The 25994-nt window shown below is 72.4% G+C and carries 23 protein-coding genes; 11 read left to right on the top strand and 12 right to left on the bottom strand.

Features of this window, described 5'->3' with window-relative positions; all coding sequences use genetic code 11:
* Positions 1 to 22: 22 nt before the first annotated feature.
* The 3 genes from ACWCXC_RS10940 to ACWCXC_RS10930 all read right to left on the bottom strand — a co-directional run bounded on the left by ACWCXC_RS10940 (position 23) and on the right by ACWCXC_RS10930 (position 2076).
* Positions 23 to 592 (bottom strand): hypothetical protein, encoded by a 570-nt coding sequence (locus ACWCXC_RS10940; RefSeq protein WP_450686093.1) that lies wholly within the window; start codon positions 590 to 592, stop codon positions 23 to 25.
* A 173-nt stretch (positions 593 to 765) separates the two neighbouring features.
* Positions 766 to 1533 carry a bestrophin-like domain gene (locus ACWCXC_RS10935; RefSeq protein WP_450686092.1) on the bottom strand — a complete coding sequence of 256 codons (768 nt, stop codon included), beginning with the start codon at positions 1531 to 1533 and terminating at the stop codon, positions 766 to 768.
* An 18-nt stretch (positions 1534 to 1551) separates the two neighbouring features.
* The gene (locus tag ACWCXC_RS10930) at positions 1552 to 2076 is read right to left on the bottom strand and encodes a hypothetical protein (protein WP_450888126.1); all 525 of its coding nucleotides are present in this window, start codon (positions 2074 to 2076) and stop codon (positions 1552 to 1554) included.
* A 634-nt stretch (positions 2077 to 2710) separates the two neighbouring features.
* Between ACWCXC_RS10930 and ACWCXC_RS10925 the strand changes: the two genes are divergently transcribed.
* Positions 2711 to 3529, top strand: a complete 819-nt coding sequence (locus ACWCXC_RS10925) for an SAM-dependent methyltransferase (RefSeq protein WP_450686256.1) — start codon at positions 2711 to 2713, stop codon at positions 3527 to 3529.
* Positions 3526 to 5700, top strand: coding sequence for a putative bifunctional diguanylate cyclase/phosphodiesterase (locus ACWCXC_RS10920; RefSeq protein ID WP_450888124.1), 2175 nt, complete (start codon positions 3526 to 3528; stop codon positions 5698 to 5700). The genes ACWCXC_RS10925 and ACWCXC_RS10920 overlap by 4 nt, the downstream gene beginning before the upstream one ends.
* An 18-nt stretch (positions 5701 to 5718) precedes the next feature.
* On the opposite strand, the gene ACWCXC_RS10915 is transcribed toward ACWCXC_RS10920, so the two are convergent.
* Positions 5719 to 6615, bottom strand: coding sequence for a LysR family transcriptional regulator (locus ACWCXC_RS10915; protein WP_450888122.1), 897 nt, complete (start codon positions 6613 to 6615; stop codon positions 5719 to 5721).
* Between the two features lie 95 nt (positions 6616 to 6710).
* Here ACWCXC_RS10915 and ACWCXC_RS10910 point away from each other — a divergent pair, with 95 nt between their 5' ends.
* From ACWCXC_RS10910 to ACWCXC_RS10900, 3 genes are read left to right on the top strand one after another with little or no spacing between them, the layout of a single operon-like run.
* A complete protein-coding gene (locus ACWCXC_RS10910) occupies positions 6711 to 7418 on the top strand; it encodes a succinate dehydrogenase (RefSeq protein WP_450686362.1) in 708 nt (235 codons plus the stop codon).
* Between the two features lies 1 nt (position 7419).
* Positions 7420 to 9369, top strand: coding sequence for a fumarate reductase/succinate dehydrogenase flavoprotein subunit (locus ACWCXC_RS10905; protein ID WP_450888120.1), 1950 nt, complete (start codon positions 7420 to 7422; stop codon positions 9367 to 9369).
* Positions 9366 to 10112: a succinate dehydrogenase/fumarate reductase iron-sulfur subunit gene (locus ACWCXC_RS10900; protein ID WP_450888118.1), complete on the top strand. Its 747-nt coding sequence runs from the start codon at positions 9366 to 9368 to the stop codon at positions 10110 to 10112. The genes ACWCXC_RS10905 and ACWCXC_RS10900 overlap by 4 nt, the downstream gene beginning before the upstream one ends.
* 81 nt (positions 10113 to 10193) lie before the next feature.
* Here ACWCXC_RS10900 and ACWCXC_RS10895 read toward each other — a convergent pair whose 3' ends face one another.
* Positions 10194 to 11921, bottom strand: a complete 1728-nt coding sequence (locus tag ACWCXC_RS10895) for a glycosyl hydrolase family 18 protein (RefSeq protein ID WP_450888164.1) — start codon at positions 11919 to 11921, stop codon at positions 10194 to 10196.
* A gap of 309 nt (positions 11922 to 12230) precedes the next feature.
* A complete protein-coding gene (gene uvrA / locus ACWCXC_RS10890) occupies positions 12231 to 14651 on the bottom strand; it encodes an excinuclease ABC subunit UvrA (RefSeq protein WP_450888116.1) in 2421 nt (806 codons plus the stop codon).
* 136 nt (positions 14652 to 14787) lie between these two features.
* Here uvrA and ACWCXC_RS10885 point away from each other — a divergent pair, with 136 nt between their 5' ends.
* On the top strand, positions 14788 to 15276 hold the full coding sequence (locus ACWCXC_RS10885; RefSeq protein ID WP_450685949.1) for a phosphatase domain-containing protein: 489 nt from the start codon (positions 14788 to 14790) through the stop codon (positions 15274 to 15276).
* A 36-nt stretch (positions 15277 to 15312) separates the two neighbouring features.
* On the opposite strand, the gene ACWCXC_RS10880 is transcribed toward ACWCXC_RS10885, so the two are convergent.
* Entirely contained in the window at positions 15313 to 15528 is a 216-nt protein-coding gene (locus ACWCXC_RS10880; protein WP_450685950.1) for a dodecin, read from the bottom strand.
* 201 nt (positions 15529 to 15729) lie between these two features.
* Between ACWCXC_RS10880 and ACWCXC_RS10875 the strand changes: the two genes are divergently transcribed.
* The 3 genes from ACWCXC_RS10875 to ACWCXC_RS10865 all read left to right on the top strand — a co-directional run bounded on the left by ACWCXC_RS10875 (position 15730) and on the right by ACWCXC_RS10865 (position 18843).
* Positions 15730 to 16986: an extracellular solute-binding protein gene (locus tag ACWCXC_RS10875; RefSeq protein ID WP_450888113.1), complete on the top strand. Its 1257-nt coding sequence runs from the start codon at positions 15730 to 15732 to the stop codon at positions 16984 to 16986.
* Between the two features lie 190 nt (positions 16987 to 17176).
* Positions 17177 to 17995 (top strand): GNAT family N-acetyltransferase, encoded by an 819-nt coding sequence (locus ACWCXC_RS10870; protein WP_450888111.1) that lies wholly within the window; start codon positions 17177 to 17179, stop codon positions 17993 to 17995.
* Positions 17992 to 18843, top strand: a complete 852-nt coding sequence (locus ACWCXC_RS10865) for a lysophospholipid acyltransferase family protein (protein ID WP_450888109.1) — start codon at positions 17992 to 17994, stop codon at positions 18841 to 18843. Before ACWCXC_RS10870 ends, ACWCXC_RS10865 begins: the two co-directional genes overlap by 4 nt.
* On the opposite strand, the gene egtD is transcribed toward ACWCXC_RS10865, so the two are convergent.
* Genes egtD through egtA form a run of 4 tightly spaced genes read right to left on the bottom strand, consistent with a single transcriptional unit; the run spans position 18786 to position 23162 of the window.
* The gene (gene egtD / locus ACWCXC_RS10860) at positions 18786 to 19748 is read right to left on the bottom strand and encodes an L-histidine N(alpha)-methyltransferase (RefSeq protein ID WP_450888107.1); all 963 of its coding nucleotides are present in this window, start codon (positions 19746 to 19748) and stop codon (positions 18786 to 18788) included. The two genes, ACWCXC_RS10865 and egtD, sit on opposite strands and share 58 nt — an antisense overlap.
* Positions 19745 to 20500, bottom strand: a complete 756-nt coding sequence (gene egtC, locus ACWCXC_RS10855; RefSeq protein WP_450888105.1) for an ergothioneine biosynthesis protein EgtC — start codon at positions 20498 to 20500, stop codon at positions 19745 to 19747. The genes egtD and egtC overlap by 4 nt, the downstream gene beginning before the upstream one ends.
* Complete coding sequence (gene egtB / locus ACWCXC_RS10850) at positions 20500 to 21849, bottom strand: ergothioneine biosynthesis protein EgtB (protein WP_450888103.1); 1350 nt, start codon at positions 21847 to 21849, stop codon at positions 20500 to 20502. Before egtB ends, egtC begins: the two co-directional genes overlap by 1 nt.
* Positions 21846 to 23162 (bottom strand): ergothioneine biosynthesis glutamate--cysteine ligase EgtA, encoded by a 1317-nt coding sequence (gene egtA / locus ACWCXC_RS10845; RefSeq protein ID WP_450888101.1) that lies wholly within the window; start codon positions 23160 to 23162, stop codon positions 21846 to 21848. Before egtA ends, egtB begins: the two co-directional genes overlap by 4 nt.
* 147 nt (positions 23163 to 23309) lie before the next feature.
* On the opposite strand from egtA, the gene ACWCXC_RS10840 reads away from it, so the two are divergent.
* Positions 23310 to 24152 (top strand): TIGR02452 family protein, encoded by an 843-nt coding sequence (locus ACWCXC_RS10840; RefSeq protein WP_450888099.1) that lies wholly within the window; start codon positions 23310 to 23312, stop codon positions 24150 to 24152.
* A gap of 122 nt (positions 24153 to 24274) precedes the next feature.
* Here ACWCXC_RS10840 and ACWCXC_RS10835 read toward each other — a convergent pair whose 3' ends face one another.
* Positions 24275 to 24742, bottom strand: a complete 468-nt coding sequence (locus tag ACWCXC_RS10835; protein ID WP_450888097.1) for a type II toxin-antitoxin system PemK/MazF family toxin — start codon at positions 24740 to 24742, stop codon at positions 24275 to 24277.
* 121 nt (positions 24743 to 24863) lie between these two features.
* On the opposite strand from ACWCXC_RS10835, the gene ACWCXC_RS10830 reads away from it, so the two are divergent.
* The gene (locus ACWCXC_RS10830; protein ID WP_450888095.1) at positions 24864 to 25886 is read left to right on the top strand and encodes a LacI family DNA-binding transcriptional regulator; all 1023 of its coding nucleotides are present in this window, start codon (positions 24864 to 24866) and stop codon (positions 25884 to 25886) included.
* Positions 25887 to 25994 lie beyond the last annotated feature (108 nt).

Raw genomic sequence — 25994 nt, 5'->3', positions numbered from 1 at the left:
TGCGTCGTGCCGTCGGCGCCGGTCAGTGCGAGCGGCTCTCCCTGCGCCGCCGCACCATGAAGACGGTGCCGGTGGCGGCGGCGACCGCCAGCGCGGTGCCGGCCACGATCTCACCGGTCCCCACGCTGTCGATGCTGCCGCCGAGACCGCCCTGCACCCCGGCCGGGGAGACCGTCGAGCCCGGGGAGACGCCCGGGGCGGGCGAGCGGGTGGAGCTGGTGGTGGGCGAGGCCGAGGCGGCGCTGACGGTGAGGTTCACCTTGGCCGTGGAACTCGGCGAGGTGTTGCAGATGAACGTCACCTCGTAGACGGCGCCGGGCTTGGCGTCCCAGTCGACCGTCGCCCGGGCCGTCCCGTTCTGGGGAATCGTGACGGTGTCGAACACCCCCGAGGACGCCGTGGCCGTGGTGGAGCAGCCCTTGGCGGCCAGGGTGACCTGACCGCCCGGCGAGATCACCGAGGGGGTGACGGTGTATCCGCCACCACTGGGCGGACCGCCCGTGGTCGCGGCGTACGCGGTCACGGCCGGGCCGGACAGGGCGAGTGCCGCGGCACCGAGCAGGGCGACGGGGGCGACACGTATTGCGCGCATGGTGAGTCCTCCGGGTCCCCGAGGAGCAGTTGCGGAACGGATTTCCACAAAGCGTCAGAAATGCACCTCGATGCGGCCACGCTAAAAGTGGCGCATTTCGCCCGCGATCGGGGAACGGCCAATGGGGCTCCGCTGTCCCCCGAGCGGCGCACCACCCGGGGGAGCGGAACGCCCTAACCCCCGGTCACCTGGGGGAACAGATCCAGGAACGGTGCCTCGGTGGCCGACAGACCCCGGCCGAAGGGGGAGTCGAAGTCCCAGATGAGGAAGAGCAGGAAGGCGATCAGCACACTGAAGAGGCCGGCCAGCAGCAGTTCACGGAAGGTGCGCCGGATCTGGAGCGTGAAGATCAGCCCCACCGTCACCACGGCCCCGGTGATGAGCCCGAACCAGACCACCCCCGGCATCGTGGCCCCGGCGCTCTGACCCCGCGCGGTGCGGGCGTCGTCGGCGGCGGCGACCTGGTCGACCAGCGGCTGGTAGGCCTGCCCCTCGTAGTCGTTCTTCGGCCGGTAGTCCGTGACATCGGCCCGCACCCGGTCCAGCAGCTCCGTGCCGCGGTCGTCGAGCCTGCCGTGGTCGGTCATCACCCGCCATTCGTCGTGCACGACGAAGCTCACATAGGCGTCGACGTCGGCGCGGATGCGGGTGCGCACCTCCACGGGGTAGGCCGAGGAGCGCGCGCTGACCTCGTGCAGCGCCTGGGCCTCCTGGCGTACGTACTCCTGGGCCGCGCCGCGTCCCTCCCAGACGCCCGCGATGGCCAGGCCCAGCACGATCGCGTACACCACGCCGATCATCATCGTCATGTACTCGATGACGTCCGGGGTTTCGGACGGGTCGTCGTCCTCGGGCAGCCTCCGATTGCTGAGGACGGCGATGGTCAGGACGACCGCGCAGGCCGCTGCCATGGCGAGGGTGAGAACAAGCCATTCCGACATGGATGCCTCCGTGGGTCATCAGGAGCGGGGCCGCAGCACGGCGACGGCGAACACCGCGGGCGCGGTGATCATGAGGGTGAGCGTGACCAGCGAGGTGTGGCGCCGGAGTGTCTTGCGGACGGGGCGGCGGTACGTGGGCAGGGCGACGGGGGCCGGCGTCGGGCGCGCGGACGGGGTGGGCGAGGGGGAGGGCCGAGGGGGCGGCGCCGGCTCGGGCGGTGGTGACGGTGCCGGAGGCGGCGGGGGCGGCGGCGCGGGCGCCGGCCGGGGTTCGGGCGACGGAGGAGGCGGGGGAGGAGGCGGAGCGGGCCGCGGGGGCGGTGGGGGTGGCGGAGCCGGGGTGGGCGTGGGCTCCGGGGCGGGTGTGGGCTCGACCGGCCCGGCCCAGCAGTCGCCGTCGCCGCTGACGGCCACCGCGGAGCCCGTGCCGTCCTCCCCGATGGACGCGTAGGCGCAGCTGTCCGCGACCGCGGGCGCGGGCGCGGTCAGCAGCCAGGTCAGGGCGACGGCCGCGGTCAGCCGGCCGATGAGTGATCCGTACACGATCGGGAGCATGGTCCGGGCCGGGGGACGGCACGCCGGAGTGTCGCCCGGTTCGCCCGATGGAGCGGACCTGGAGCACTCGGCGTTTGGAACTCCGGAACCGTGGGTGGAGGGACAAAGCGGCCTGCCGTCCTCGGGGGCGGTGCCCCGGCCCGGCCCCAGCGGCCTCTCCTGTCACAACAGCCCCTATTCTCAAGGGGGTTCGCGAGCGTGTCGCGCGACGGTGTGCCGGCGCGGGGACGGCGGGCGTTGACGTCGGAGGGCGGTCCGGGGCGGATGTCGGCGCGACCGAGGGGGAATTGCGAAGGCGACGGTGCGAAAGGCCGGCCGGGTCACGTCGGCTCTTCTCGGGGCCCGTCGTGCGAAGTGGCCGATTTGTTGTGCTCGTGGCCCAAAGTGTTCGGTGAGCTGGGAGAGAAGGTGGGAATGGGGGTCTCCGGGCGTCCTTCCTGTTCCCCGGAACGGCGAATGTCACGCGTAGCGACGGGACGGTTGCACATGCCACTGGTGTGTGACCAATAACGGACCGCTAATTTCCGTTTCCGCTCGCTCTCTTGGCGGTGGATCAGTAGCCTCTGGTCAACACTGACCATGAACATGGCCGGATCGCCGTGGCGACTTGTTGGAGACATCGATGGAGCGTCCCGCCTGGGCACCGCAAGGCATTGACATTTCGGTGCCGAGCGTGTCCCGCATGTATGACTTCTATCTGGGCGGCTCGCACAATTTCGAGGTGGACCGGGAAGCGGCCCGCAAGGCCATGGAGTTCATGCCGGGACTTCCGAAGGTGATGCAGGCGAACCGCGCCTTTATGCGCCGCGCCGTGCGCTACGCGCTGGACGAGGGCGTCAACCAGTTCCTGGACATCGGATCCGGGATACCGACTTTCGGAAACGTCCATGAGGTCGCCCAGTCCATCGACCCGGAGGCGGTCGTCGCCTATGTCGATCACGACCCGGTCGCGGTCGCACACAGTCAGGCGGTCCTGGAGGGCAACGACCGCGCCGTGATCGCCACCGCCGATCTGCGCCGCCCCGAGGAGATCCGCGACCACCCCGAGGTCGCCAAGCTGCTCGACCTCGACCGGCCGGTGGCCCTGCTGCTCGTCGCCGTACTCCACTTCATCGAGGACGCCGACGACCCGCAGGCCGCCGTCGCCGCGCTGCGCGACATGCTCGCCCCCGGCAGCCTGCTCGTCGTCACCCACGCCTCGTACGAGGGCATCCCGCTGCCCCAGGAGCAGGCCGGCGGCGCGGTCGGCGTCTACAAGGACATCCGCAATCCGCTGATCATGCGCTCCAGCGCCGAGATCGCCCGGTTCTTCGACGGCTACGAGATGGTCGAACCCGGACTGGTGGCCATGCCGGACTGGCGTCCCGAGACCCCGGGCAGCCGGGAGAACGAGGACCCGTACGCCTTCTCGGGCTTCGCCGGAGTGGGACGCAAGGCGTGAGCATCCCCGCCCAGCAGTCCGGAGCCCAGGACGCGGAGCCCGACGGGCCCGAGGACCGGCTCCGGAGATTCGCCACGATCTGGAGCCGGGCCATCTTCCCGTCCACGGCCACCTCCATGACCCGGCCGGAGTTCGAGCAGCACCTGCTCCCCCTGGCCCGGACCCTCAGCGACATCCTGCACGCGCACCCCTTCGACGCGGCCCCCGCCGCCTCGGTGGGCACCGCGCTCGTCGCCGCGCACTGCACGGACCCCGACGCCCTCAGCTCCACGCTCGGTGTCGTCGACTCGTACCTGGTGCTCTACCTCGGCGGCAACGGACCCCAGACCCTGTCCACCGAGGACGGCCGGTCCCGGGCCGCGCGCATCCAGCACGCCGTCGCCGGCGGCTTCTCCCAGGCGCTGCGCGAACGCACCCTCGCCGAGCAGGAGGCGATCGCCCGCTCCGCGCTCGCCGCGCGCTCCCAGGCCGAACAGGCCCTGCACGCCACGGAGGCCCGCTTCCGCGCCGTCTTCAAGGACGCCGCGATCGGCATCGGCATCGCCGACCTCGACGGCAACGTCCTGGAGGTCAACGACACCCTGACCCGGATGTTCGGCGGCCTGGAGAACCACGTCCTCAGCCACCGCATCAACGAATGGGTGCACCCCGAGGACTCGCCGCAGGTCTGGAAGTACTACAACGAGCTGGTGCGCGGCGAACGCGAGCACTACCGGGTCGAGAAGCCGTACTACCGCAACGACGGCACCGTGCTGTGGACCAATCTGACGGTCTCGCTGCTGCGCGACGCCGAGGGCCGGCCGGAATACCAGCTGGCGCTGCTGGAGGACACCACCGAGCGCCGGCTGCTCAACCTCCGGCTGCGGTACGAGGCCACCCACGACGCGCTCACCGGTCTGCCCAATCGCACGCTCTTCTTCGAACGTCTGGAGAAAGCGCTCTCGGCGGGCGACGGACGGCGCTTCGGCCTCTGCTACCTGGACCTCGACGGCTTCAAGGCCATCAACGACAGCCTCGGCCACGCGTCGGGCGACCGCCTGCTCGTCGAGGTCGCGGACCGGCTGCAGAGCTGCGCCACCGCGCCCGGCGAGATGGTCGCGCGGCTCGGCGGCGACGAGTTCGTCGCCCTCACCACCGGCACCGGCACGGCGGACGAGGTCGACGAGCTGGCCTGCCGGATCCTCGGGGTCCTCGGCACGCCGATCCGGCTCGACGGACGTGAACTCAGCGTGCGCGGCTCCATCGGCGTCGTGGAGGGCCCGGCCGGCGAACGCAGCGCCGCCGAGGTGCTGCGCAGTGCCGACATCACCATGTACCGGGCCAAGTCCGCGGGCGGCAACCGCTTCGAGCGCGCCGACGCGGAGGCGGACGCCCGCGCGATCACCCGGCACGGGCTGACCACCGCGCTGCCGGCGGCGCTGGAGCGCGGCGAGTTCTTCATCGAGTACCAGCCGCTCGTCCACCTCGGCGACGGTTCCGTGCACGGCGCGGAGGCGCTGGTGCGCTGGTGCCACCCGCAGCACGGGGTGCTGGGGCCCGACCGCTTCATCGCGCTCGCCGAGCACACCGGGCTCATCGTGCCGCTGGGCCGGTGGGTGCTGGAGGAGTCGGTGCGGCAGGCCAACTTCTGGCAGGAGCGGCACAGCGACGGCGGTCCCCTGCGGATCAACGTCAACCTCTCCCCGGCCCAGCTGCACCACCCCAACCTGGTCGCCGAGACGGTGGACGTCCTGGAGCGCTCGGGTCTCGAAGCCGGGGCGCTCTGCCTGGAGGTCACCGAGTCCGCGCTCATCGGGGCCGACGAGGACCTGCTGAAGCCGCTGCGGCAACTGTCCGAGATGGGCGTCGACATCGCTCTCGACGACTTCGGCACCGGCTACTCCAACCTCGCCAACCTGCGACGGCTGCCGGTCAGCGTGCTCAAGCTGGACCGTTCCTTCACCCAGGGCATGCAGCACCATCCGGCCGACCCGGTGGACCTGAAGATCGTCGAGGGGATCGTCTCGCTGGCCCACAGCCTCGACCTCGCCGTGACGGTCGAGGGCGTGGAGACCGGGGCGCAGGCGGAGCAGTTGCGCAAGCTGGGCTGCGACACGGCGCAGGGCTGGTACTACGCCCGCCCCGGCGCCCCGGACCGGATCCACTCGCTGCTGCTGGCCGACGCCGTGTGAGCCCTCCGGGCGGACGCCTCAGACGGCGTCCGCCCGGCTGGTCAGCAGCATCCGCTGCAACTCGCGGGCCGCGCGCGGCGGGGCCACGTCGCTGCGGTGCGCCAGGGCGATCGTGCGCCTCAGACCCGGCCGGGCCAGCGGCGTGGTCCGCAGATCGCGGCCCGCCCGGCCGGCCACCATGCTCGGGACGACGGCGGCGCCCAGACCCGCCCGGACGAAGCCGAGCACCGCGTCCATCTCCCCGCCCTCCACGGTGAACGACGGCTCGAAGCCCTCGGCCCGGCAGGCGGCCACGGTCAGTTCCCGCAGGTCGTACCCGTGACGGAACATCACCAGCGGAACGCCCTCCAGATCGGGGATCCGGACCTCGCCGCCCCGGCCCGGCCGGGGGGCGTCCGCCGCCGAGACCACCACCAGGTCCTCCTGGAGCAGTTCGACGGTGGTCAGCGCGGGCGAGGCCGCGGGCAGCGGCAGCACCACCAGGGCCAGATCGAGGGCGCCCCGCGCCAGCTCCCTGACCAGGTCGTGCGAACCGCCCTCCTCCAGCAGCAGCTGGATCCCCGGATGCCGGTCGTGGAAGGCGCGCAGCACATCGGGGAGGAGGCCGGTGCACAGGCTCGGGGTGGCGCCCAGCCTGACCCGGCCCCGGCGCAGCTGGGCCAGCTCCTGGACCTCGTGGCGCGCGGTGTCCGCGTCGGCCAGGATGCGCCGGGCCAGCGGGAGCAGTGCCTCCCCGGCGTCGGTGAGGGTGATGTTCCCCCGGGCCCGGCTGAACAGCTCGGCGCCCAGCTCGTTCTCCAGGGCCCGGATCTGCTGGGAGAGCGAGGGCTGCGAGACATGGACCTCCTCCGCGGCCCGGGTGAAGTGCCGGGTCTCGGCGACGGCCACGAAATAGGTGAGCTGCTGGAGCTGCATGCACCCAGCCTACCGGTGTCCATAGGGAACCTCTATGGACATGAGGCATTCCATGTCTTGGACTGATCGGGTCCTTCGGCCCTAGCGTCGTGTGCATGGCATTGGCAACGCGGACGGACCGACGGCCGTCCATGACGCGCACGCTCTGGGACTCGTCCCTCGGCAAGAAGACGATCATGGCCGTGAGCGGTCTGATCATGCTCCTCTACTTGGTCGTCCACATGCTCGGCAACCTGAAGATCTTCTTCGGGCCGGACGAGTTCAACGGCTACGCGCACTGGCTGCGGGTGATGGGCGAGCCCTTCCTGCACCACGAGTGGGCGCTGTGGATCGTCCGCGTCGTGCTCGTCGCCGCCGTCGTGCTGCACGCCGTCTCGGCGTACCAGCTCAGCCGCCGCGATCTGCGGGCCCGCCCCACCGGATACGTCCACCGCAAGGCCCGTACGAGCTACGCCACCCGGACCATGCGCTGGGGCGGCGTCATCATGGCGCTCTTCATCGTCTGGCACATCCTCGACCTGACCACCGGCACCGTGCACTCGGGCGGCTTCCAGTCCGGGCACCCGTACCAGAACGTCGTGGACACCTTCTCCACCTGGTACGGCAACGTCGTCTACATCGTCGCCGTGGTCGCCGTGGGGCTCCATGTCCGGCACGGGTTCTGGAGCGCCGCGCAGACCCTCGGCGCCGGCCGCGCGCACCGCGACCGCGCCCTCAAGATCCTGGCCAACGCCCTCGCCCTGGTGCTGACGGCGGGCTTCGTCTCCGTACCCGTCGCGGTCATGACCGGAGTGGTGAGCTGACATGAACGACTACACGCACTACACGACCGGGGAGCCGGTCACCGACACCAAGGCGCCCGGCGGCCCCGTCGCCGAGCGCTGGGACACCCGTCGCTTCCAGGCCAAGCTGGTCAACCCGGCCAACCGCCGCAAGCACACCGTCATCGTCGTCGGCACCGGCCTGGCCGGCGGCTCGGCCGGCGCCACCCTGGCCGAACAGGGCTACCACGTCGTCCAGTTCTGCTTCCAGGACTCGCCCCGCCGGGCCCACTCGGTCGCCGCCCAGGGCGGCATCAACGCCGCGAAGAACTACCGCAACGACGGCGACTCGGTCCACCGGCTCTTCTACGACACGGTCAAGGGCGGCGACTTCCGCGCCCGCGAGTCCAACGTCCACCGGCTCGCCGAGATCTCCGTCGAGATCATCGACCAGTGCGTCGCCCAGGGCGTCCCCTTCGCCCGCGAGTACGGCGGCCTCCTCGACAACCGCTCCTTCGGCGGCGTCCAGGTCTCCCGCACCTTCTACGCCCGGGGCCAGACGGGGCAGCAGCTCCTCCTCGGCGCCTACCAGGCGCTCTCCCGGCAGATCGCCGCGGGCACCGTCGAACTGCACGCCCGTACCGAGATGCTCGACCTGATCGTCGTCGACGGCCGGGCCCGCGGCATCGTCGCCCGCGACCTGATCACCGGGAAGATCGACACCTACTTCGCGGACGCGGTCGTCCTGGCCAGCGGTGGCTACGGCAACGTCTTCTACCTGTCGACCAACGCGATGAACTCCAACGCCACCGCGATCTGGCGCGCCCACCGGCGCGGCGCCTACTTCGCCAACCCCTGCTTCACCCAGATCCACCCCACGTGCATCCCGCGCACCGGCGACCACCAGTCCAAGCTCACCCTGATGAGCGAGTCGCTGCGCAACGACGGACGGATCTGGGTGCCGAAGGCCCGGGGCGACGACCGGCCCGCCGCCGAGATCCCCGAGGACGAGCGCGACTACTACCTGGAGCGGATCTACCCCGCCTTCGGCAACCTCGTCCCCCGTGACATCGCCTCCCGCGCCGCCAAGAACGTCTGCGACGAGGGCCGCGGCGTCGGACCCGGCGGCCAGGGCGTCTACCTGGACTTCGCGGAGGCCATCCAGCGGATGGGGCGCGCGAAGGTCGAGGAGAAGTACGGCAACCTCTTCGACATGTACGCGCGGATCACCGCGGAGAACCCGTACGAGACCCCGATGCGGATCTACCCCGCCGTCCACTACACGATGGGCGGGCTCTGGGTCGACTACGACCTCCAGACCACGATCCCCGGACTCTTCGCGATCGGCGAGGCCAACTTCTCCGACCACGGCGCCAACCGCCTCGGCGCCTCCGCGCTGATGCAGGGGCTCGCGGACGGTTACTTCGTCCTGCCGTCCACCATCAACGACTATCTGGCCCGCCACCCCCACCACGACGAGATCGACGCCTCGCACCCCGCCGTGGAGGAGGCCGTCGCCGAGACCGAGGACCGGCTCAACCTGCTGCTCGCCGTCGACGGCGACCGCACCCCCGACTCCTTCCACCGGGAGATCGGCGAACTCATGTGGGAGTACTGCGGCATGGCCCGCACCGAGGAGGGCCTGCGCACGGCGCTCGCCCGGATCCCCCGGATCCGCGAGGAGTTCTGGCGGCGCATCAAGGTCCCGGGCACCGGCGAGGAGTTCAACCAGTCCCTGGAGAAGGCCAACCGCATCGTCGACTACCTGGAGCTCGCCGAGCTGATGTGCCTCGACGCGCTGCACCGCGAGGAGTCCTGCGGAGGCCACTTCCGCGAGGAGTCGCAGACCCCCGACGGCGAGGCCGCCCGCCGTGACGAGGAGTTCTCCTACGCCGCGGCCTGGGAGTTCTCCGCCACCGGCGAAGCCCCCGTCCTGCACAAGGAAGACCTCGTCTTCGAGTACGTCCACCCCACCCAGCGGAGCTACGCATGAAGCTCACCCTGCGCGTCTGGCGCCAGAAGAACGCCGACACCCCCGGCGCCATGTCCACCTACCAGGTGGACGGCATCTCCCGGGACATGTCCTTCCTGGAGATGCTCGACACCCTCAACGAGGAACTCATCCTCGCCGGCGAGGACCCCGTCGCCTTCGACCACGACTGCCGCGAGGGCATCTGCGGCGCGTGCAGCCTCGTCATCAACGGCGACGCCCACGGACCGGAGCGCACCACCACGTGCCAGCTCCACATGCGGTCCTTCGAGGACGGCGACACCATCGACATCGAACCCTGGCGCGCCTCCGCCTTCCCGGTCGTCAAGGACCTGGTCGTGGACCGCTCCGCCTTCGACCGGATCATCCAGGCCGGCGGCTACATCACCGCCCCGACCGGCACCGCGCCCGACGCGCACGCCACCCCGGTGCCGAAGCCGGACGCCGACTTCGCCTTCGAGCACGCCGAGTGCATCGGCTGCGGCGCCTGCGTCGCGGCCTGCCCCAACGGCTCGGCCATGCTCTTCACCTCGGCGAAGGTCAACCATCTGAACGTGCTGCCGCAGGGCGCCCCCGAGCGCGAGACGCGGGTGCTCGACATGGTGGAGCAGATGGACAGCGAGGGCTTCGGCGGCTGCACCCTCACCGGGGAGTGCGCCACGGCCTGCCCGAAGGGCATTCCGCTGCCGTCGATCTCGGCGATGAACAAGGAGTGGCTGCGCGCCACCCGCAGGGTCCGCCGCTGAACCGGGGCCGGACGGGCCGGTTCCCGGCCCCGGAGGCCGCCCGCCTCCGGGACCGGGAGGGCCCGTGCCGCCTCCGGCAGGTCAGGAGGTGACGGAGAGGTCGTCCGCGTAGACCGTGCCCTGCGCGTACCAGCCGTGGACGTAGACGGTCACCGTGCCGGACGCCCCGGTGGTGAAGGCCACCGACTGCTTGGCGTACCCGCTCGACGAGCCCCACGTGCCGGCCGTCGCCCCGCCCCGGACCCCGAGGTAGCCGTAGCTGCCCTGGACGTATCCCTGAAGCGTGTACTTCGTGTTGGGCGACAGGGTCAGCGTCTGGGTGCACTCACCGGTCTGCGAGCCGGTGGCCGCGACGGCCAGGGCGTGCGTACCGCCGTGCACCGGGCTGGAGACGACCGCGCCGCCGGACTGGCAGGTCCAGGGACCCAGCGCGCCGCTCTCGAAGTCGCCGTTCACCAGCGCCCCGGTGCCGCCGCCCGGACCGGACACGGTCAGGGTGTACGGCGCCGAGTGGCCGAGCGTGCCCGCCGTGCCGGTCACGTTGATGGTGTACGTGCCCGGAGCCACCGAGGCGGTGGTGGCCAGCGTCAGGGTGGAGCTGCCGCCCGCGGTGACCGAGGCGGGGCTGAGCGTCGCGGTCACCCCGGCCGGGGCCCCGCTCGCCGTGAGCGCGACGGTCTGCGCGGTGCCCGAGGTGACGGCCGTCTTCACGGTCGCCGTGGCCGAACCGCCCGGCGCCACCGTCGCGGACCCGGGGCTGACCGCCACCGAGTAGTCATTGGTCACCGGACCGGACCCGCCGCTGGTGAACGGGGCGAAGGTGTGGCTGAAGTACCAGGTGTCCTGCGCGATGCCGGAGCAGGTGTCGCTGCCGCCGGTGCCGGGGCAGCCCCCGTTGTCGCGCTGGAGCGCCCAGAACGACAGGGTGCTGACGCCCTTGGAGACCGCCCAGTTGTAGACCTGGACCGCGTCGGCCGTGGTGAAGGTCTCGGCCGGTCCGTAGTCGTCGATGCCGGGCATCTCGATGATGCCGGTCATGCCCCAGAGCTGGGCGTCGGTCTTCGACGGGTACAGGTTCGCCAGCTGGCCCTTGAGCCCGGTGATGGCGGTCTGGGTGTCGTTCGCCATGTTGTGCGAGGCGCCGTCGTAGTAGTCGAACGTCATGAGGTTGACGACGTCGACCTTGGCACCGTTGGACACCGCGTTCTCCAGCACCGCGAGTCCGCTCTCGGCGAGCCCGTGGGTGGTGGTGGGCAGGGTGTACGAGATCTGCACCGAGCGCCCGTTGGCGGCCGCCCAGTCCTGGACCTTCTTGATCGCCTTGTTGCGGCGGTCGATCCCGGCGTTGTTCTCCAGGGAGTTGTCCTCGATGTCCATGTCGAGGCGGGACACGTCGTAGGTCGTGATGACCTTCTCGTACGCCGCCGCGATGGCGTCGACGTCCGTGCAGCTGTCCGCGATCTCGGTGCCGGTGTTGTCGGCGGTGTAGCCACCGAACGAGGGGATCACGTCACCGCCGCGCGAGCGCATGGTGGTGAAGTCGGCGCCGAACTCGGACTGGGCGATGGGGGAGCCCGAATCGCCGTTCCAGTAGGGGGTGCAGGACCCCTTGGTGGCGGCCTGGATGAAGGCCATGGTCAGGTACTTGGCACCGGACGCCTGGGCGAGCGCGGCCGGGCTGTCGCCGTTCCACGCCTCGAAGTACGGGGCGAAGACGTGCGCGGGAAGGGGGGTGGCGGCGGTGGCGGCGGCCTGCGCGCCGGAGCCCGATCCGAGGACCAGACCTGCGGTGGCGACGACGGTGGCCATGGCGCTCAGGACGGCGCCGACTGTTCGTGGACGTCTCATGGGGCAGCTCCCAGCGGGGTGAGACAGCGGGCGGATCGCACGGCTCTGCCGCGCCCGTGGGGGACGCGGTCCGTTCCTGTGATTCCCGGCCGGGGTCACATGCCTCACGGCCATGCGCGCCGTGAGGCATGCCCATGATTGGTCTGGACCAGATAACTGTCAATAAACTTTACTGTTTCATGCCCTGCGCCCGACTGAAGAACAACTCATGGAGGCGTGGTGGAAGTTGACGAGGGCCGGGCGCCTCGTTCGAGATGCGTCGGGGACGCCTCACCGCCGCAGCGCGGCCCGCAGATACCCGGCCGTCCGGCTGCCCGCCGCCCCCGCGACCTCCAGCGGCGGCCCCTGGGCGACGATCCGCCCGCCCCGGTCACCGCCTCCCGGACCGAGGTCGATCACCCAGTCGGCACCCGCCACCACGGCCATGTCGTGCTCCACCACCACGACCGTGCCGCCCGCGTCGACCAGCCCGTGCAACTGCCGCATCAGCACCTCGACATCGGCCGGATGCAGCCCGGTCGTCGGCTCGTCCAGCAGATACAGGGTGCGGCCCCGGCGGGCCCGCTGGAGCTCCGCCGCCAGCTTGATCCGCTGCGCCTCGCCCCCGGACAGCTCGGTGGCCGGCTGGCCGAGCCGCAGATATCCGAGACCCACGTCCAGCAGCGTCCGCAGACTGCGTTCGGCCGAGGGCGTGTCCGAGAAGAACCCGGCCGCCGACTCCACCGTCAGATCCAGCACCTGGGCGATGTTCAGCCCCCGCAGCGTGACGTCGAGCGTCTCGGGGTTGTACCGCGCGCCGTGGCAGTCCGGGCAGGGTGCGTACGTACTGGGCAGGAAGAGCAGCTCCACCGAGACGAAGCCCTCGCCCTGGCAGGTCTCGCACCGCCCGCCCGCCACGTTGAACGAGAACCGGCCGGCCCGGTACCCCCGCTCCCGGGCCAGGTCCGTCGCGGCGAACAGCTTGCGCACCACGTCGAAGAGACCGGTGTACGTCGCCAGATTGGAGCGGGGCGTCCGCCCGATCGGCCGCTGGTCCACCTGGACCAGCCGGTCCACCGCCTCCAGCCCCTCCGCCGACGCGCACCCCGGCGCCGCGTGCTCCTCGCCGCCCTCGTCGTCACCGGCCGCCCGCCGGTCCGCGAGCGCCCCGGCCAGCACCTGGCCCACCAGCGTCGACTTCCCTGAACCGGACACCCCGGTCACCGCCGTGAACACCCCGAGCGGGAAGGACGCGTCGAGCCCGCGCACGTTGTGCCGCTCCACCCCACGCAGCCGCAGCCAGCCGGTGGGGGCGCGGACCTCGCGCACCGGGGCGGGGGAGTCGTCGAACAGGAAGCGCCGCGTCGCCGACTCCGGGACCTGCGCGAGCCCGGCCGGCGGACCGCTGTGCAGCACCCGCCCGCCGTGCTCCCCGGCCAGCGGCCCCACGTCGACCAGCCAGTCCGCCCGCCGCACCACGTCCAGCTGGTGCTCCACGACGAAGACGGTGTTGCCGGCCTCCTTCAGCCGTCCGAGCACCCCGAGCAGCGCCTCCGTGTCCGCCGGGTGCAGCCCGGCCGACGGCTCGTCCAGCACGTAGACCACGCCGAACAGCCCCGAACGCAGCTGGGTGGCCAGCCGCAACCGCTGGAGTTCGCCGGACGAGAGCGTCGGAGCCGTACGGTCCAGACTCAGATACCCCAGGCCCAGCTCCGTCACCGTCCCGATCCGGGCCAGCAGATCCGCCGTCAGCACCCGGGCCGTGCCGTCACCCCCGGCCGACGACAACACCTCCGCGAGATCCGTCAGCGCCAGACCCGCCAGCTCGGCGATCGTGCTCCCCGCGAACGTGACCGCCAGCGCCTCGGGCCGCAGCCGGCTCCCGCCGCAGACCGGACAGGGCGCGCTCGTCAGGAACCGCTCGGCCTTCGCCCGCAGCGCCCGGCTCCGGGAGTCGGCGAAGGTATGCATCACATAGCGCCGCGCGCTCATGTACGTGCCCTGGTACGGGCGCTGGATCCGGCCGGCGTCACGCACCGGATGCACGGTCACCACCGGCTGCTCGTCGGTGAACAGGATCCACTCCCGGTCCGCCGGGTCCAGCTCCCGCCACGGCCGGTCGATGTCGTAGCCCAGCGCGTCCAGCACATCGCGCAGGTTCTTGCCCTGCCACGCCCCCGGCCAGGCGGCGATGGCCCCCTCCCTGACGGACCGGTCCGGATCGGGGACCAGCAGTTCCTCGGTCGTGCGGTGCACCCGCCCGAGACCGTGGCACTCCGGGCACGCCCCGGCGGCCGTGTTGGGCGAGAAGGCGTCCGAGTCCAGGCGTTCGGCTCCCTCCGGATACCGCCCCGCCCGCGAGAACAGCATCCGCAGGGAGTTGGACAGCGTCGTCACCGTCCCCACCGAGGAGCGGGCGCCCGGCGCCGAACGCCGCTGCTCCAGCGAGACGGCCGGCGGGAGCCCGGTGATCTCCCCGACCTTCGGCGCCCCCACCTGGTGGATGAGCCGGCGGGCGTACGGCGCCACGGACTCGAAGTAGCGGCGCTGCGCCTCGGCGTAGATCGTGCCGAACGCGAGCGAGGACTTGCCCGAGCCCGAGACGCCCGTGAAGACCGTGAGGGTGTCGCGCGGGATGTCCACCCGGACGTCCCGGAGATTGTGCTCGCGGGCGCCGCGCACCCGGACGTACGGATCGTGAGGGGTGGTCATGGGGGCGTGACTCCGTACGGTTCGGATGGGCCGACCGGGGCAAAGGGGCTGATTCCCGGGCGTGCCGACGATATCGCGGGGGCCTGCGGGCCGTGCCGGGTGGCAGGGCGCGGCGGGGACTTGGTTTGCTGGGGCCATGACGGACGACGCCCGGCCGCTGGCCGTATTCGATCTGGACGGCACGCTCGCGGACACCGCGCACCGGCAGCACTACCTGGAAGGGTCCCCGCGCGACTGGGACGGCTTCTTCGCGGCGGCGTCCGAGGACCCGCCGCTGCCCGAGGGCGTACGCCTGGTCCTCGACAGCGCCGAGGAGTGCGAGGTCGTCTATCTGACGGGGCGGCCGGAGCGCTGCCGCAGGGCGACCCTGGCCTGGCTCGCCCGGTACGGGCTGCCGGAGGGGCGGCTGCACATGCGGGGCAACCACGACCGGCGCCCCGCCCGGCGGACCAAGCTGGAGATCCTGGAGCGGATGGGGCGCGAGCGCACGGTCCGGGTGCTGGTGGACGACGACGAACTGGTCTGCGACGCCGCCGAGCGGGCCGGATTCACCGTGGTGCGCGCCCGCTGGGCGACGGCCTCGCCCGCTGTGAAGGATGCGCAGGAGCGCGAGGGGCGCACCTGAGATCCCCTGGTGGCCGGGGTCGAGGGCCCGGCTGGGTCAGGCCGGATCATCGAGCCGGAAACCCACTTTCAGGCCGACCTGGTAGTGCTCGATTCGGCCATCCTTGATCTGGCCGCGCACCTCGGTGATCTCGAACCAGTCGAGATTGTGCAACGTTTCTGAAGCTCTTGTGATGCCGTTGTGAATGGCCGCGTCGACCCCGTCATGGGAGGTTCCTACGATCTCGGTGACGCGATACGTGTGATTTGACACCTTTTTTCTCCTCTCGCCTCTACCAAGGTGCCCCACCGGGGCGAGGTTCGCGAGTGAGCGACCGTCGACGCGCCGTTCCCGAGCGCCTTGACCAAAGGATTTGGTACATACCAAAATCCAGCCACGCCCGTGCGAGCGCAGCCCGCAGTCCCCCACACCGGGTCCGCACTATTGTCGAGCCGTTCCGCAGAAGGTGACCCCGTGAAAAACCGTGTGCTCGTCGGATCCATTGCCGTGATTTCCTCGCTCGCCCTGGGCGGGTGCGGAATGATTCCCGGTTCCGGCGGTTCGGGCAGCAAGAAGGTCACGATCTGGCTGATGAAGGACAGCGCGACCGCCGACTTCCTGGACCGGTTCAAGAAGTCCTACGAGGAGGAGCACTCCTCGATCGAACTGGAGTTCAAGATCCAGGAGTGGGGCGGCATCGGGCCGAAGGTGCTCGACGCGCTGTCGGGCAAGGACACCCCCGACGTCATCGAGGTCGGCAACACCCAGGTCGCCACCTACGCCCAGACCGGCAACCTGCGCGATCTCACCCTGGAGTCCATGCGTGACCTGGGCAGCGAGGACTGGATCCCCGGTCTCGCCGAGCCCGGCAGCATCGGCGGCGTCCAGTACGGCATACCCTGGTACGCGGCCAACCGCGTGGTGATCTACAACACCGACCTGTTCGAGGAGGCGGGGATCAAGACCCCGCCCAAGACCAGGGACGAGTGGATCGAGGACACCGAGAAGCTCAACCGCGACGGCAATCAGGGCATGTATCTGCCCGGCCAGAACTGGTACGTGCTCTCCGGATTCATCTGGGACGAGGGCGGCGAACTCGCCAGTGACAAGGAAGGCGACTGGCGGGGCGAGCTGGACACCCCGGCGGCACTGCGCGGCATGGACTTCTATTCCCGGCTCCAGGCCCTGGGCGACGGTCCCAAGGACGCCGACGAGGAAAAGCCCCCGCAGACCGATGTGTTCGCCAAGGGGAATGTCGCACAGATCATCTCCACCCCCAGTTCCGTGCCGCTGATCGAGAAGGCCAACCCCGAACTCAAGGGAAAACTGGGCTTCTTCCCGATCCCGGGCAAGACCGCCAAGGCGCCCGGCTCCGTCTTCACCGGCGGCTCCGACCTGATCATCCCCCAGAAGGCCGACCAGCGCAGCGCCGGCTTCGAGGTCATCAAGGCCCTCGCCGGGGAGAAGTGGCAGACCGACCTCGCCAAGACCATGAACTACGTGCCCAACAAGCACTCGCTCGCCAAGGTCGTCGAGGGCGACGAGAGCACCGCGGCCATGGCCGAGGGCGCCCGGCGCGGCCACGCCACCCCCAACTCGCCGCAGTGGGTGGCCGTCGAGTCCGACAACCCGATCAAGCCGTACATGACGGCCGTCCTCCAGGGCGAGGACCCGAAGACCGCGGCCAAGCGGGCCTCCGAGAAGATCACCGCCCTGCTCGCCGGAAGCTGACCCCACCGTACGACGGCCCCGCCGCACCCCGGCGGGGCCCGCACCGCACCACGGGATTCAGCCGTCGCACATCCCGGCGCTCCATGGCGGACACGTCGAATCCAGCCGGTCACGGAAGAAGTAAGGAGCCGGCCCCGCACACCGCGGGCGCCCGGCAGCCGCCCTTGCCGACCCGTCCCCGGAGTCCGTCATGCATGTGCTGCCCTCCGACCCGCCCACCGCCACCCCCTCCCTCCCCGCCCCGCGGCACACCCGGGACACCGCACCCGAACCGCCCCGCTACCGGGTCGGCCTCGCCACCGACCAGGCCGGCATCCGCGCCGCCCAGCGCCTGCGCCACCAGGTCTTCTCCGCCGAGTTCGGCGCCCGGCTCGACGGCCCCGAACCCGGACTGGACACCGACGCCTTCGACGCCCACTGCGACCACCTCCTGGTCCGCGAGACGGCCACCGACGAGGTCGTCGCCACCTACCGGCTGCTGCCGCCCGACCGCGCCCGCATCGCCGGACGCCTCTACGCCGAGACCGAGTTCGATCTCACCCGGCTCGCCCCGCTCCGCGACGACCTGGTCGAGGTCGGCCGCTCCTGCGTCCACCCCGCCCACCGCGACGGCGCCGTCATCGCCCTCATCTGGGCCGGACTCGCCCGCTACATGGAACGCACCGGACACACCTGGCTGGCCGGCTGCTGCTCGATCCCGCTCTCCGACGGCGGCGCGTCCGCCGCCGCTGCCTGGGAGACCGTGCGGACCAGGTACCTGGCGCCCGAGGAGTACTGGGTCTCCCCGCACCGGCTCTGGCCCACCCCCGCCCCTCTCCCCGGCGCCCGCCGCGGACTCGCCGGACTGCCGCCGCTGCTCCGCGGCTATCTGCGCCTCGGCGCCCGGGTCTGCGGAGCCCCGGCCCACGACCCCGACTTCCAGGTCGCCGACCTCTACGTCCTGCTCTCGCTGCGCGCGACCGACCCCCGCTACCTGCGCCACTTCCTCTCGCTCGCCCCGCAGCAGTGAGCGTCTGGCTGCCCGTCTCGCCGTGCACCCCGGCCGGCTGCGCCACCCGGACCGGCCCGGCCCGCCACCCGGTCACCGCGTCCCTCCTCCTGCTCACCGGGTGCGCGGCCGTGCTCACCGGAGTGGTGGGCGCCCCCCTCGCCCTGCTCCTGAACCCCGCCGCCCGCGCCGGAATCGTCCGCGCCTGGGCGTACACGGTGATCCGGGCGTTCGGCGTACGGGTGCGGATCGTCGGCCCACCCCCGCGACGGCTTCCCGGACCGGGCGCCCTCGTCGTCGCCAACCACGTGTCCTGGCTCGACATCCCGCTGGTCGCCGCGGTGTGCCCCGGCCGGATGCTCGCCAAGAGCGACATCCGGCACTGGCCGCTGCTCGGACCGCTGGCCGCGCTCGGCGGCACGCTCTTCGTGGAACGCGACCGGCTGCGGACCCTGCCCGCCGCCGTGCGCACCGTCAGCGGGGCGCTGAGGAAAGGGGGCAGGGTGGTCGTCTTCCCCGAGGGGAGCACCTGGTGCGGGCGCGGCCCCGGAGGCCGGTTCCGGCCCGCACCGTTCCAGGCGGCGATCGACGCGCACGCCGCCGTCCTGCCGCTGCGCATCCGCTACCGGACCCCTGGGCCGCACGGAGCCGGCCCGGTCACCGCCGGGGCCGCCGCCTTCGTCGGGGACGACCCGCTCACCGCCTCCCTGTGGCGGGTGGTGCGGGCGGCCGGGCTGACCGCCGAGATCCACGTCCTGGCACCGATCCCGGCGGGCAGCGTCCCCGGCCGCCGCGCGCTTGCCCTCCTCGCTCAGTCCACGGTCGCCAGCGACAGCGCGAACCGGCCCGCCGCGTCCGTCCACCACTGAGACAGCCGCAGCCCGGCGCGGGCCAGTTCCTCCCGCACCCCGGCCTCGCGGAACTTCGCCGACACCTCCGTCCGCACCTCCTCGCCCTCCTCGAAGGGGACCACCAGATCCAGTTCCGGAATCTTCACGGTCAGCGCCCGCCGGGCCCGCAACCGCATCTCGATCCACTCCTCGCGCGGATTCCACCGGGCCACGTGCGCGAAGTCCTCCGGGACGAAGTCCGCGCCAAGCTCCCGGTCCACGACCGCCAGCACGTTCCGGTTGAACGCCGCCGTCACCCCGGCCGCGTCGTCGTACGCCGCGACCAGCACCTCCTCGTCCTTCACCAGATCCGTCCCCAGCAGCAGCGCGTCGCCGGGGGAGAGCAGGGCGCGCACCGACGCCAGGAACGCCGCCCGTTCGTCCGGGAGCAGATTGCCGATGGTGCCGCCCAGGAACACCACCAGCCGGGGCCCCGGCGTCGCGGGCAGGGCCAGCCGCGCGGTGAAATCGGCGATCAGCGCGTGCACGGACAGCTCGGGCCGCTCCGCCAGCAGCGCCTTCGCCGCCCCGCGCAGCGCGCTCTCGCTCACATCGACCGGTACGTAACTGTGCAGCTCCGGCAGTGCGTCCAGCAGATGCCGGGTCTTCTCGGAGGAGCCCGAACCCAGCTCGACCAGGGTGCGGGCCCCGGTGGCCGCCGCGATCTCCTCCGCGCGGTCGATCAGGATCTCCCGCTCGGCGCGCGTCGGGTAGTACTCGGGCAGCCGGGTGATCTCCTCGAACAGCTCGCTGCCCCGGGCGTCGTAGAACCACTTCGGCGGCAGCGTCTTGGGGCGCCGGGACAGACCGTGCAGGACGTCGGCGCGCAGCGCCGCGTCCGTGGCGTCCTCCGGCAGGGTGCGGGTCAGCAGGAAGGGACTCACTCGGTGGGCTCCTTGAGCGGGGTCAGCAGGACGTCGGACCGGGTCGCGGTCAGCAGGGTGCGGTCGGGGACCTCGCGCCAGCGCGGATCGTCGTCGTAGGGCTCCGAGGCGACGACGGTGTGCCGGCCGGGTTCGGAGAGGTAGCACAGGGTGTCCCCCCAGGCGGTCGCCACGATGGTCCGGCCGTCGGTCAGCAGCAGATTGAGCCGGGAGCCGGGGGCCGCCTCGGCGACCTCGCGCACGGTGGCGGCGACGGCCCCGGGGAGGGCGTCGCCCGCCGCCAGCCGGTGGCGGACGAGCGCCCAGACCAGGGCGGAGTCGCAGCGGGCGGTGAGGCCGAGCAGTTCGGCCGGCGCGAGCGTGGCGGCGGGGCCCGTCAGGGAGCCGGGCCACCCCTTCACCGCGCCGTTGTGGCTGAACAGCACCCCGTCCGCACGGAACGGGGCGGCCGCCGCCTCCCCGTCCGGGTCCGCCTCGGTGGCGTCCCGGACCGCGCCGAGAAAGGCGTGGCTCCGTACGACGCGCGCCAGATCGGCGAAGGTCTGGTCGCCCCACACGGGCCCCTGCCGCCGGTAGCGGGCGGGCTCCGGATCGCCCTGCGCGTACCAGCCGACGCCGAATCCGTCCGCGTTGACCGTCCCGTACCGCTGCCGGCGCGGCTCCCACGACTGGCGCACCAGTGAGTGCGGCGGCTCGGTCAGCAGCACCCCGAGCGGCACGGGCGGCCCCAGATAGGCGAGATGACGGCACATCACAGATCCCTGGCGGTACGGAAGCCGGAGAAGATCTGGCGCCGCACGGGCAGGTCCCAGTTGCGGAAGGTGCCCCGGCAGGCGACCGGGCCGACCGCGAAGGAACCGCCCCGCAGCACCTTGTGCTCCGGGCCGAAGAACACCTCCGAGTACTCGCGGTAGGGGAACGCCGCGAACCCCGCGTACGGCAGGAAGTCACTGGACGTCCACTCCCACACGTCCCCGATGAGCTGCCCCGCGCCCGACGGGGCCCGCCCCGCCGCGTACGCGCCCGCCGGCGCCGGACGCAGATGGCGCTGCCCGAGATTGGCGTGCTCGGGTGTCGGGTCCTCGTCGCCCCACGGATAGCGCCGGGAGCGCCCCGAGGCCGGATCGTGCCGGGCGGCCTTCTCCCACTCCGCCTCGGTGGGCAGCCGGCGCCCGGCCCAGCGGGCATAGGCGTCGGCCTCGTACCAGCTGACGTGCAGCACGGGTTCGTCGGCCGGCACGGGCTCGGTCACCCCGAAGCGGCGGCGCAGCCACTGCCCGGCGTCGCGGTGCCAGAACAGCGGCGCCGAGAGCGCGTGCTCACGGACCATGGCCCACCCCTCGGGGGCCCACCAGCGCCGCTCCGCGTACCCGCCGTCCTCGATGAACGCCTGGTACGCGGCGCAGGTCACCGGCGCGGTGTCGATGTGGAATCCGGGCACCTCGCGGCGGTGCGCGGGACGTTCGTTGTCGAGCGCCCACGGCTCGGTGGAAGTCCCCATGGTGAACGGACCGCCGGGGATCAGGACCTCGGCCGGCAGCCCGGCCGCGTCCTGCGCCCGGGGCGGCTCCGGGGCGCTCAACGCGGCCGGTCCGGATCGCAGTTGATGGGTGATCAGCATCGTCTCGTCGTGCTGCTGCTCGTGCTGCGCGATCATCCCGAAGGCGAACGCGGACCGGATCAGCGGACGGCCGCCCAGCGGCGTGGACTCCAGGACGTCCAGCGCCCGCCCGCGCACCTCGTGGGCATACGCGCGCGCCTCGGCGGGCGGCAGGAGCGGCAGCGACGGGCGGGTGGCGCGCGGATGCTCGAAGGCGTCGTACAGTCCGTCGATCTCCGGCCGCATGGCCTCGCGGCCGGCCACCCCGCGCAGCAGCCACAGCTCCTCCTGATTGCCGATGTGCGCCAGGTCCCAGACCAGCGGTGACATCAACGGCGAGTGCTGCGCGGTCAGTTCGTGGTCGTCCACGCTGTCGGTCAGCAGTGTGGTGCGGGCGCGGGCGGTGAGCAGCGCGTCCAGCGCGCGGGCGCGCAGCGCCTCGGGCTCCGCGTCCGTCGTCGTGCCGCGCGGTTCGTGCACGGGGCCGGGGGATTGGGTCATGACAGGGTCCCCTTCGCATCGGCGGGAGTCCGGTCCCGGCCGGTCGTCAGCAGTCCGCGCAGATCGTCGGCGGGACATCGGCCGCGTGCGACGTAGCGGTCGCGGAAGCGGGCCACCGCGTCCTGGACGCGGGCGGTCGCGCCCCGGCGGGGCAGGGCCTCCAGCGCGAGGTCGAAACAGGTGGCGGCCGCCGCCCGCAGCTCGGGGTCGGTCAGCCCGTCGCGGGCCGCGGCCACCCAGAGCGGATTGCGCGGGGCGGACGGCGTGCCGGCCGTCTCGGCCAGGGGTTTGACGGTGCGGTACACGGTCTCGGCGGCCTCCGGGTCGTCGAACAGGGCGGTGGTCACGGCGAGCGGCACCAGCCAGCCGTCCTCGCCGGACTGGGCGTCGATCATGCGCAGCTCCAGATGCCCGCGCGGCCGTACCGGCGGGAAGAGCGTGGTCACGTGGTAGTCGAGATCGGCCCGGTCCGGACGTCGGGGGCCCCCGCGCCGGATCCAGTCGCGAAAGGTCAGCCCCTCGGGCACCGCCCACGGCCCCTTCTCGCCCCGGATGCACAGCACCGGGGTGTCCAGCGCGTGGGCGGCCCAGGCGTCGCGCGGCGGCAGCTGCCCGGAGGGCGCCAGGGTGCGCAGCGGGTCCAGATCGGCCCACAGCGACTGGCGCGTCGACCGCCAGGCCGTCGGCCGCCCCAGCCGGAAGGGCGAGTTGGCGAACGCCGCGACCAGGACCGCCCCCAGCAGATGGGCGAGCTGCCAGCGCCGCCCGTAGCCGAGCGGCCCCGGCTCCTCCTCCCCGGCGTCCAGGCAGACCTGGACCGAGGCGCTGGTGCACATCATGGCGCGGCCCGCCGGGCCGCACCGGTCGAAGGCGGCCTCCATGGCGTCGTACCGGGGTTCGCGCAGCGTCCGGTACGGCGGATTCCAGGGATCGACGCCGAGCCCCGCCGGGACCAGGCCCAGGGTGTCGAGGGTGTCGCGGACGGCGGCGAGATCGGCGGAGGTTTCCTCGACGCACGCCATGAGGGAGTCGGCGGGGCGCGAGCTGAGCTCCAGCTGGCCGCCGGGTTCGAAGGTCAGCGCCGCGTTGAGGGGCAGCGCCCGGACGGCCTCCGCGGCCGTCTGGAGTCGGTGGGGCGAAACGGGGTTCCGTGGCCGTTCACGGTCGTGGAGCAGCCATTCGAGTTCGACGCCCACGTAGGTGGGCGGTCCCGTCTTGAAGCAGATGCCATGCAGTAAATCCTCCGCCTCGCCCTCGCCGAGCGGGGTGCTCTGGCCGGGCGGACCGTGGCCGCCGGGTGTGTCGGATGACATGCCGGGCCTCCTGTTCCGGTGCGTCCGTCCTACCCAAACCTCTGCCGGGGGATCGCACAAGGGTGCCCCTGCGCGACGGAAAACCGCTTGCGGCCGAGCCGCCCGGGGGCCGACGATGCCCCGTATGCACCATAAGGGGGACGGGCCGTGAGCGCCCGGCTGCGCGGAATCGCGCGCGAGACCGAGACCGTCGTCGCGGAGGGCGGCTACCGCACCGAGGACGGCCGCGAGGTGAGCATCCAACGGGCCCTGACGGCGGCCCTGTCCGGAACCAGGCTGTACGGGCCGGATCCCGTTCCGGTCGCGGTCCTGGACCGCGACCGCACCCCGGCCGTCGAGGTCACCGGGGAGAGCAGCCTCGCGGCGGCCGCCCGGATGACCCGGGAGGCGCCGGGCAAGGTGGCCGTGCTGAACTACGCGTCCGCGCGCAACCCCGGGGGCGGCTACCTCAACGGGGCGCAGGCCCAGGAGGAGGCGCTCTGCCGGGGCTCGGCGCTGTACGCGACGCTGCTGCGGGCGCCCGAGTTCTACGCCCACCACCGCGCGGAGCGCAGTGCGTTCTACACCGACCGGGTCATCCACTCTCCCGGCGTACCGGTCTTCCGCGACGACCGGGGCCGGCTCCTCGACGTCCCGTACACGGCGGGGTTCCTCACCTCGCCCGCGCCCAACGCGGGCGTGATCCGGGCGCAGACCCCGCAGAAGGCCCATCTGGTTCCCGCCGCGCTCGCCTCGCGCGCCGAACGGGTGCTGGAGGTCGCGGCGGTCCGGGGCTACCGGCGGCTGGTGCTGGGGGCGTGGGGCTGCGGGGTCTTCCGCAACGACCCGGCCGAGGTGGCGGGGGCGTTCCACGCCCACCTCACCGGGGCGGGGCGGTTCGCCGGCCACTTCGAGCAGATCGTCTTCGGCATCCTCGACCGGAACGAGGACTCACCGACCCGGGCCGCGTTCGCCCGCACCTTCGCGGAACAGACGCGAGTCTCACCCTGAGGTCGAGGTCGAGGTCGAGGTCACGGCGTGGCGGGCGCCGCCCCGGCCCGGACGGCCCCGCTCGGCCGTTCGGGTCGGTGACCGGCGGTCACCCCGGGGCGGGCGTACGGCCGCACCGGCCGTCAGCGCCAGCCGTAGCGTTCGCGGAGCCGACCGACCACCAGGTCGAACCTGTCCCGGTCCAGCGCGCACGCCTCACGCCGCATCCCGTCCTCGTGCACCCGCAGCACCCGGTCCAGATCGACCCACGACGGCCGCCCCGAGCTGTCCCAGGGCCCCGCGCCCAGCGCCACCCACTCGCGGTCCCGGTCGTGCTGCTTGCTGGAGAGCTGGACCGCGAGCAGCGTCCCTCCGGCCTCGCGGGCGACGACGAGAACCGGCCGGTCCTTGCCGCGCCCGTCGTTCTCCTCGAACGGCACCCACGTCCAGACGATCTCGCCCGGATCGGGGTCGCCGTCGCGGTCGGGGGCGTAGGAGGTGCGGACCGGGCCCACGGCCTGCGGGTCGGCCTCGGTGGTGGCGGAGGAGCCGGTACGGCCGGGGAAGGCGGCCGGGTCGTCGGTGCTGTCGCTGCGGTGCTGGAAGCTCATCGCCACACCGTAGGACGCGCGCCCCGGCCGGTGCCGACCGGGTCCGGCCGACGGAACCGGGGGCCAACACCCGCCCCGGGGCGCCCGCCCGTCGCACGGGTCTGGGAGACTGCCCGACGCCATGAGTCAGTTACCCAAGCAGCCCGCCGAAGGCCCCGTCCCGACCAGCGCCGATGTGGCGCGGCTCGCCGGCGTCTCCCGGGCCACCGTGTCGTACGTCCTCAACAACAACACGGCCGTACGGATCAGCGATCCGACCCGCCGACGGGTGCGGGAGGCGGCCACCGAACTCGGCTACGTACCCCACGCCGCCGCCCGGAGCCTGCGCGCCGGGCACTCGCGCATGGTCCTCCTGCCGACGGCGCACTTCCCGGCCGCGCCCCTGCACCAGCGCTTCCTGCACGGACTCGAAGCCGGTCTGCGCCGTCTCGACTACACCGTCGTCCAGTACGGATCGCTGGGCCTGGGCCCGCAGGACGCCGCCCGTTCCTGGGCCGAACTGCGGCCCGTCGCCGTCATCGCCCCCGGCTCGGTCCCGCTCACTCCGTCCGGCATCGCCCTGCTGCGCCGCTCCGGCGCGAAGGCGATCCTCACCCTCGGACCGCAGCCGGTCGCCGGAGCCCACGCGCTGATCATGGATCAGCGGGAGGTCGGCGGCAGCGCCGTCCGCCATCTGCTGGCACGGGGCAGGCGCCGGATCGGAGTGGTGATGCCCGAGGAGCCGGAACTCGCGCTCTTCGCCGAGCCCCGGCTCGCCGGTGCCCGCCTGGCCGCCGAGGCCGAGGGGGCCGCGATCGAGGTCCTTCCCCTCCGCTACGCGGAGGACTCCGCCGCCAAACTGGCCGCCCGCTGGCCCGCGCTCGGGCTGGACGGCGTCTTCGCGTACGACGACACCTACGCGATGCTCCTGATGCGCGCCCTCCAGGACACCGGAGTATCCGTTCCCGGGGACACCGCGCTGGTGGGCGCGGACGACTCCCTGCCGGCGCGGCTGCTCAGACCGCGACTGAGCAGCGTGCGGATGGAACTGGCCACCGTGGAGCCGCTGGCCGACCTCGTCGACCGCCTGGTACGCCACCCCGCCACGGAACCGGAACGGCACGATCTCCTGCGGGCCCGTACCGTCCACCGGGAATCCAGCTGACGGCACCGCACGACGGCGCGACGTGCGGGGCGGACCACTCGTGCTTAGCGTCGTGACCATGAGCCATCCGCAGAGTTACGAGATCCTGATCGTCCCCGCCTTCACCGA

It is taken from the genome of Streptomyces sp. NPDC001515 (assembly GCF_053597115.1).
The sequence above is the reverse complement of the archived record's forward strand: the minus strand, read 5'-3'. Positions and strand labels throughout refer to the sequence as shown.

What these genes read in the sequence shown, in the direction of transcription:
- ACWCXC_RS10830 (WP_450888095.1), top strand. Translation starts at nt 24,864, where the DNA reads ATGAGTCAGTTACCCAAGCAGCCCGCCGAAGGCCCCGTCCCGACCAGC.
- ACWCXC_RS10915 (WP_450888122.1), bottom strand. Translation starts at nt 6,615, where the DNA reads ATGCAGCTCCAGCAGCTCACCTATTTCGTGGCCGTCGCCGAGACCCGG.
- ACWCXC_RS10910 (WP_450686362.1), top strand. Translation starts at nt 6,711, where the DNA reads ATGGCATTGGCAACGCGGACGGACCGACGGCCGTCCATGACGCGCACG.
- uvrA (WP_450888116.1), bottom strand. Translation starts at nt 14,651, where the DNA reads ATGACCACCCCTCACGATCCGTACGTCCGGGTGCGCGGCGCCCGCGAG.
- ACWCXC_RS10905 (WP_450888120.1), top strand. Translation starts at nt 7,420, where the DNA reads ATGAACGACTACACGCACTACACGACCGGGGAGCCGGTCACCGACACC.
- egtA (WP_450888101.1), bottom strand. Translation starts at nt 23,162, where the DNA reads ATGTCATCCGACACACCCGGCGGCCACGGTCCGCCCGGCCAGAGCACC.
- ACWCXC_RS10935 (WP_450686092.1), bottom strand. Translation starts at nt 1,533, where the DNA reads ATGTCGGAATGGCTTGTTCTCACCCTCGCCATGGCAGCGGCCTGCGCG.
- egtC (WP_450888105.1), bottom strand. Translation starts at nt 20,500, where the DNA reads ATGTGCCGTCATCTCGCCTATCTGGGGCCGCCCGTGCCGCTCGGGGTG.
- ACWCXC_RS10925 (WP_450686256.1), top strand. Translation starts at nt 2,711, where the DNA reads ATGGAGCGTCCCGCCTGGGCACCGCAAGGCATTGACATTTCGGTGCCG.
- ACWCXC_RS10900 (WP_450888118.1), top strand. Translation starts at nt 9,366, where the DNA reads ATGAAGCTCACCCTGCGCGTCTGGCGCCAGAAGAACGCCGACACCCCC.
- egtB (WP_450888103.1), bottom strand. Translation starts at nt 21,849, where the DNA reads ATGACCCAATCCCCCGGCCCCGTGCACGAACCGCGCGGCACGACGACG.
- ACWCXC_RS10895 (WP_450888164.1), bottom strand. Translation starts at nt 11,921, where the DNA reads ATGGCCACCGTCGTCGCCACCGCAGGTCTGGTCCTCGGATCGGGCTCC.
- ACWCXC_RS10940 (WP_450686093.1), bottom strand. Translation starts at nt 592, where the DNA reads ATGCGCGCAATACGTGTCGCCCCCGTCGCCCTGCTCGGTGCCGCGGCA.
- ACWCXC_RS10835 (WP_450888097.1), bottom strand. Translation starts at nt 24,742, where the DNA reads ATGAGCTTCCAGCACCGCAGCGACAGCACCGACGACCCGGCCGCCTTC.
- ACWCXC_RS10870 (WP_450888111.1), top strand. Translation starts at nt 17,177, where the DNA reads ATGCATGTGCTGCCCTCCGACCCGCCCACCGCCACCCCCTCCCTCCCC.
- ACWCXC_RS10885 (WP_450685949.1), top strand. Translation starts at nt 14,788, where the DNA reads ATGACGGACGACGCCCGGCCGCTGGCCGTATTCGATCTGGACGGCACG.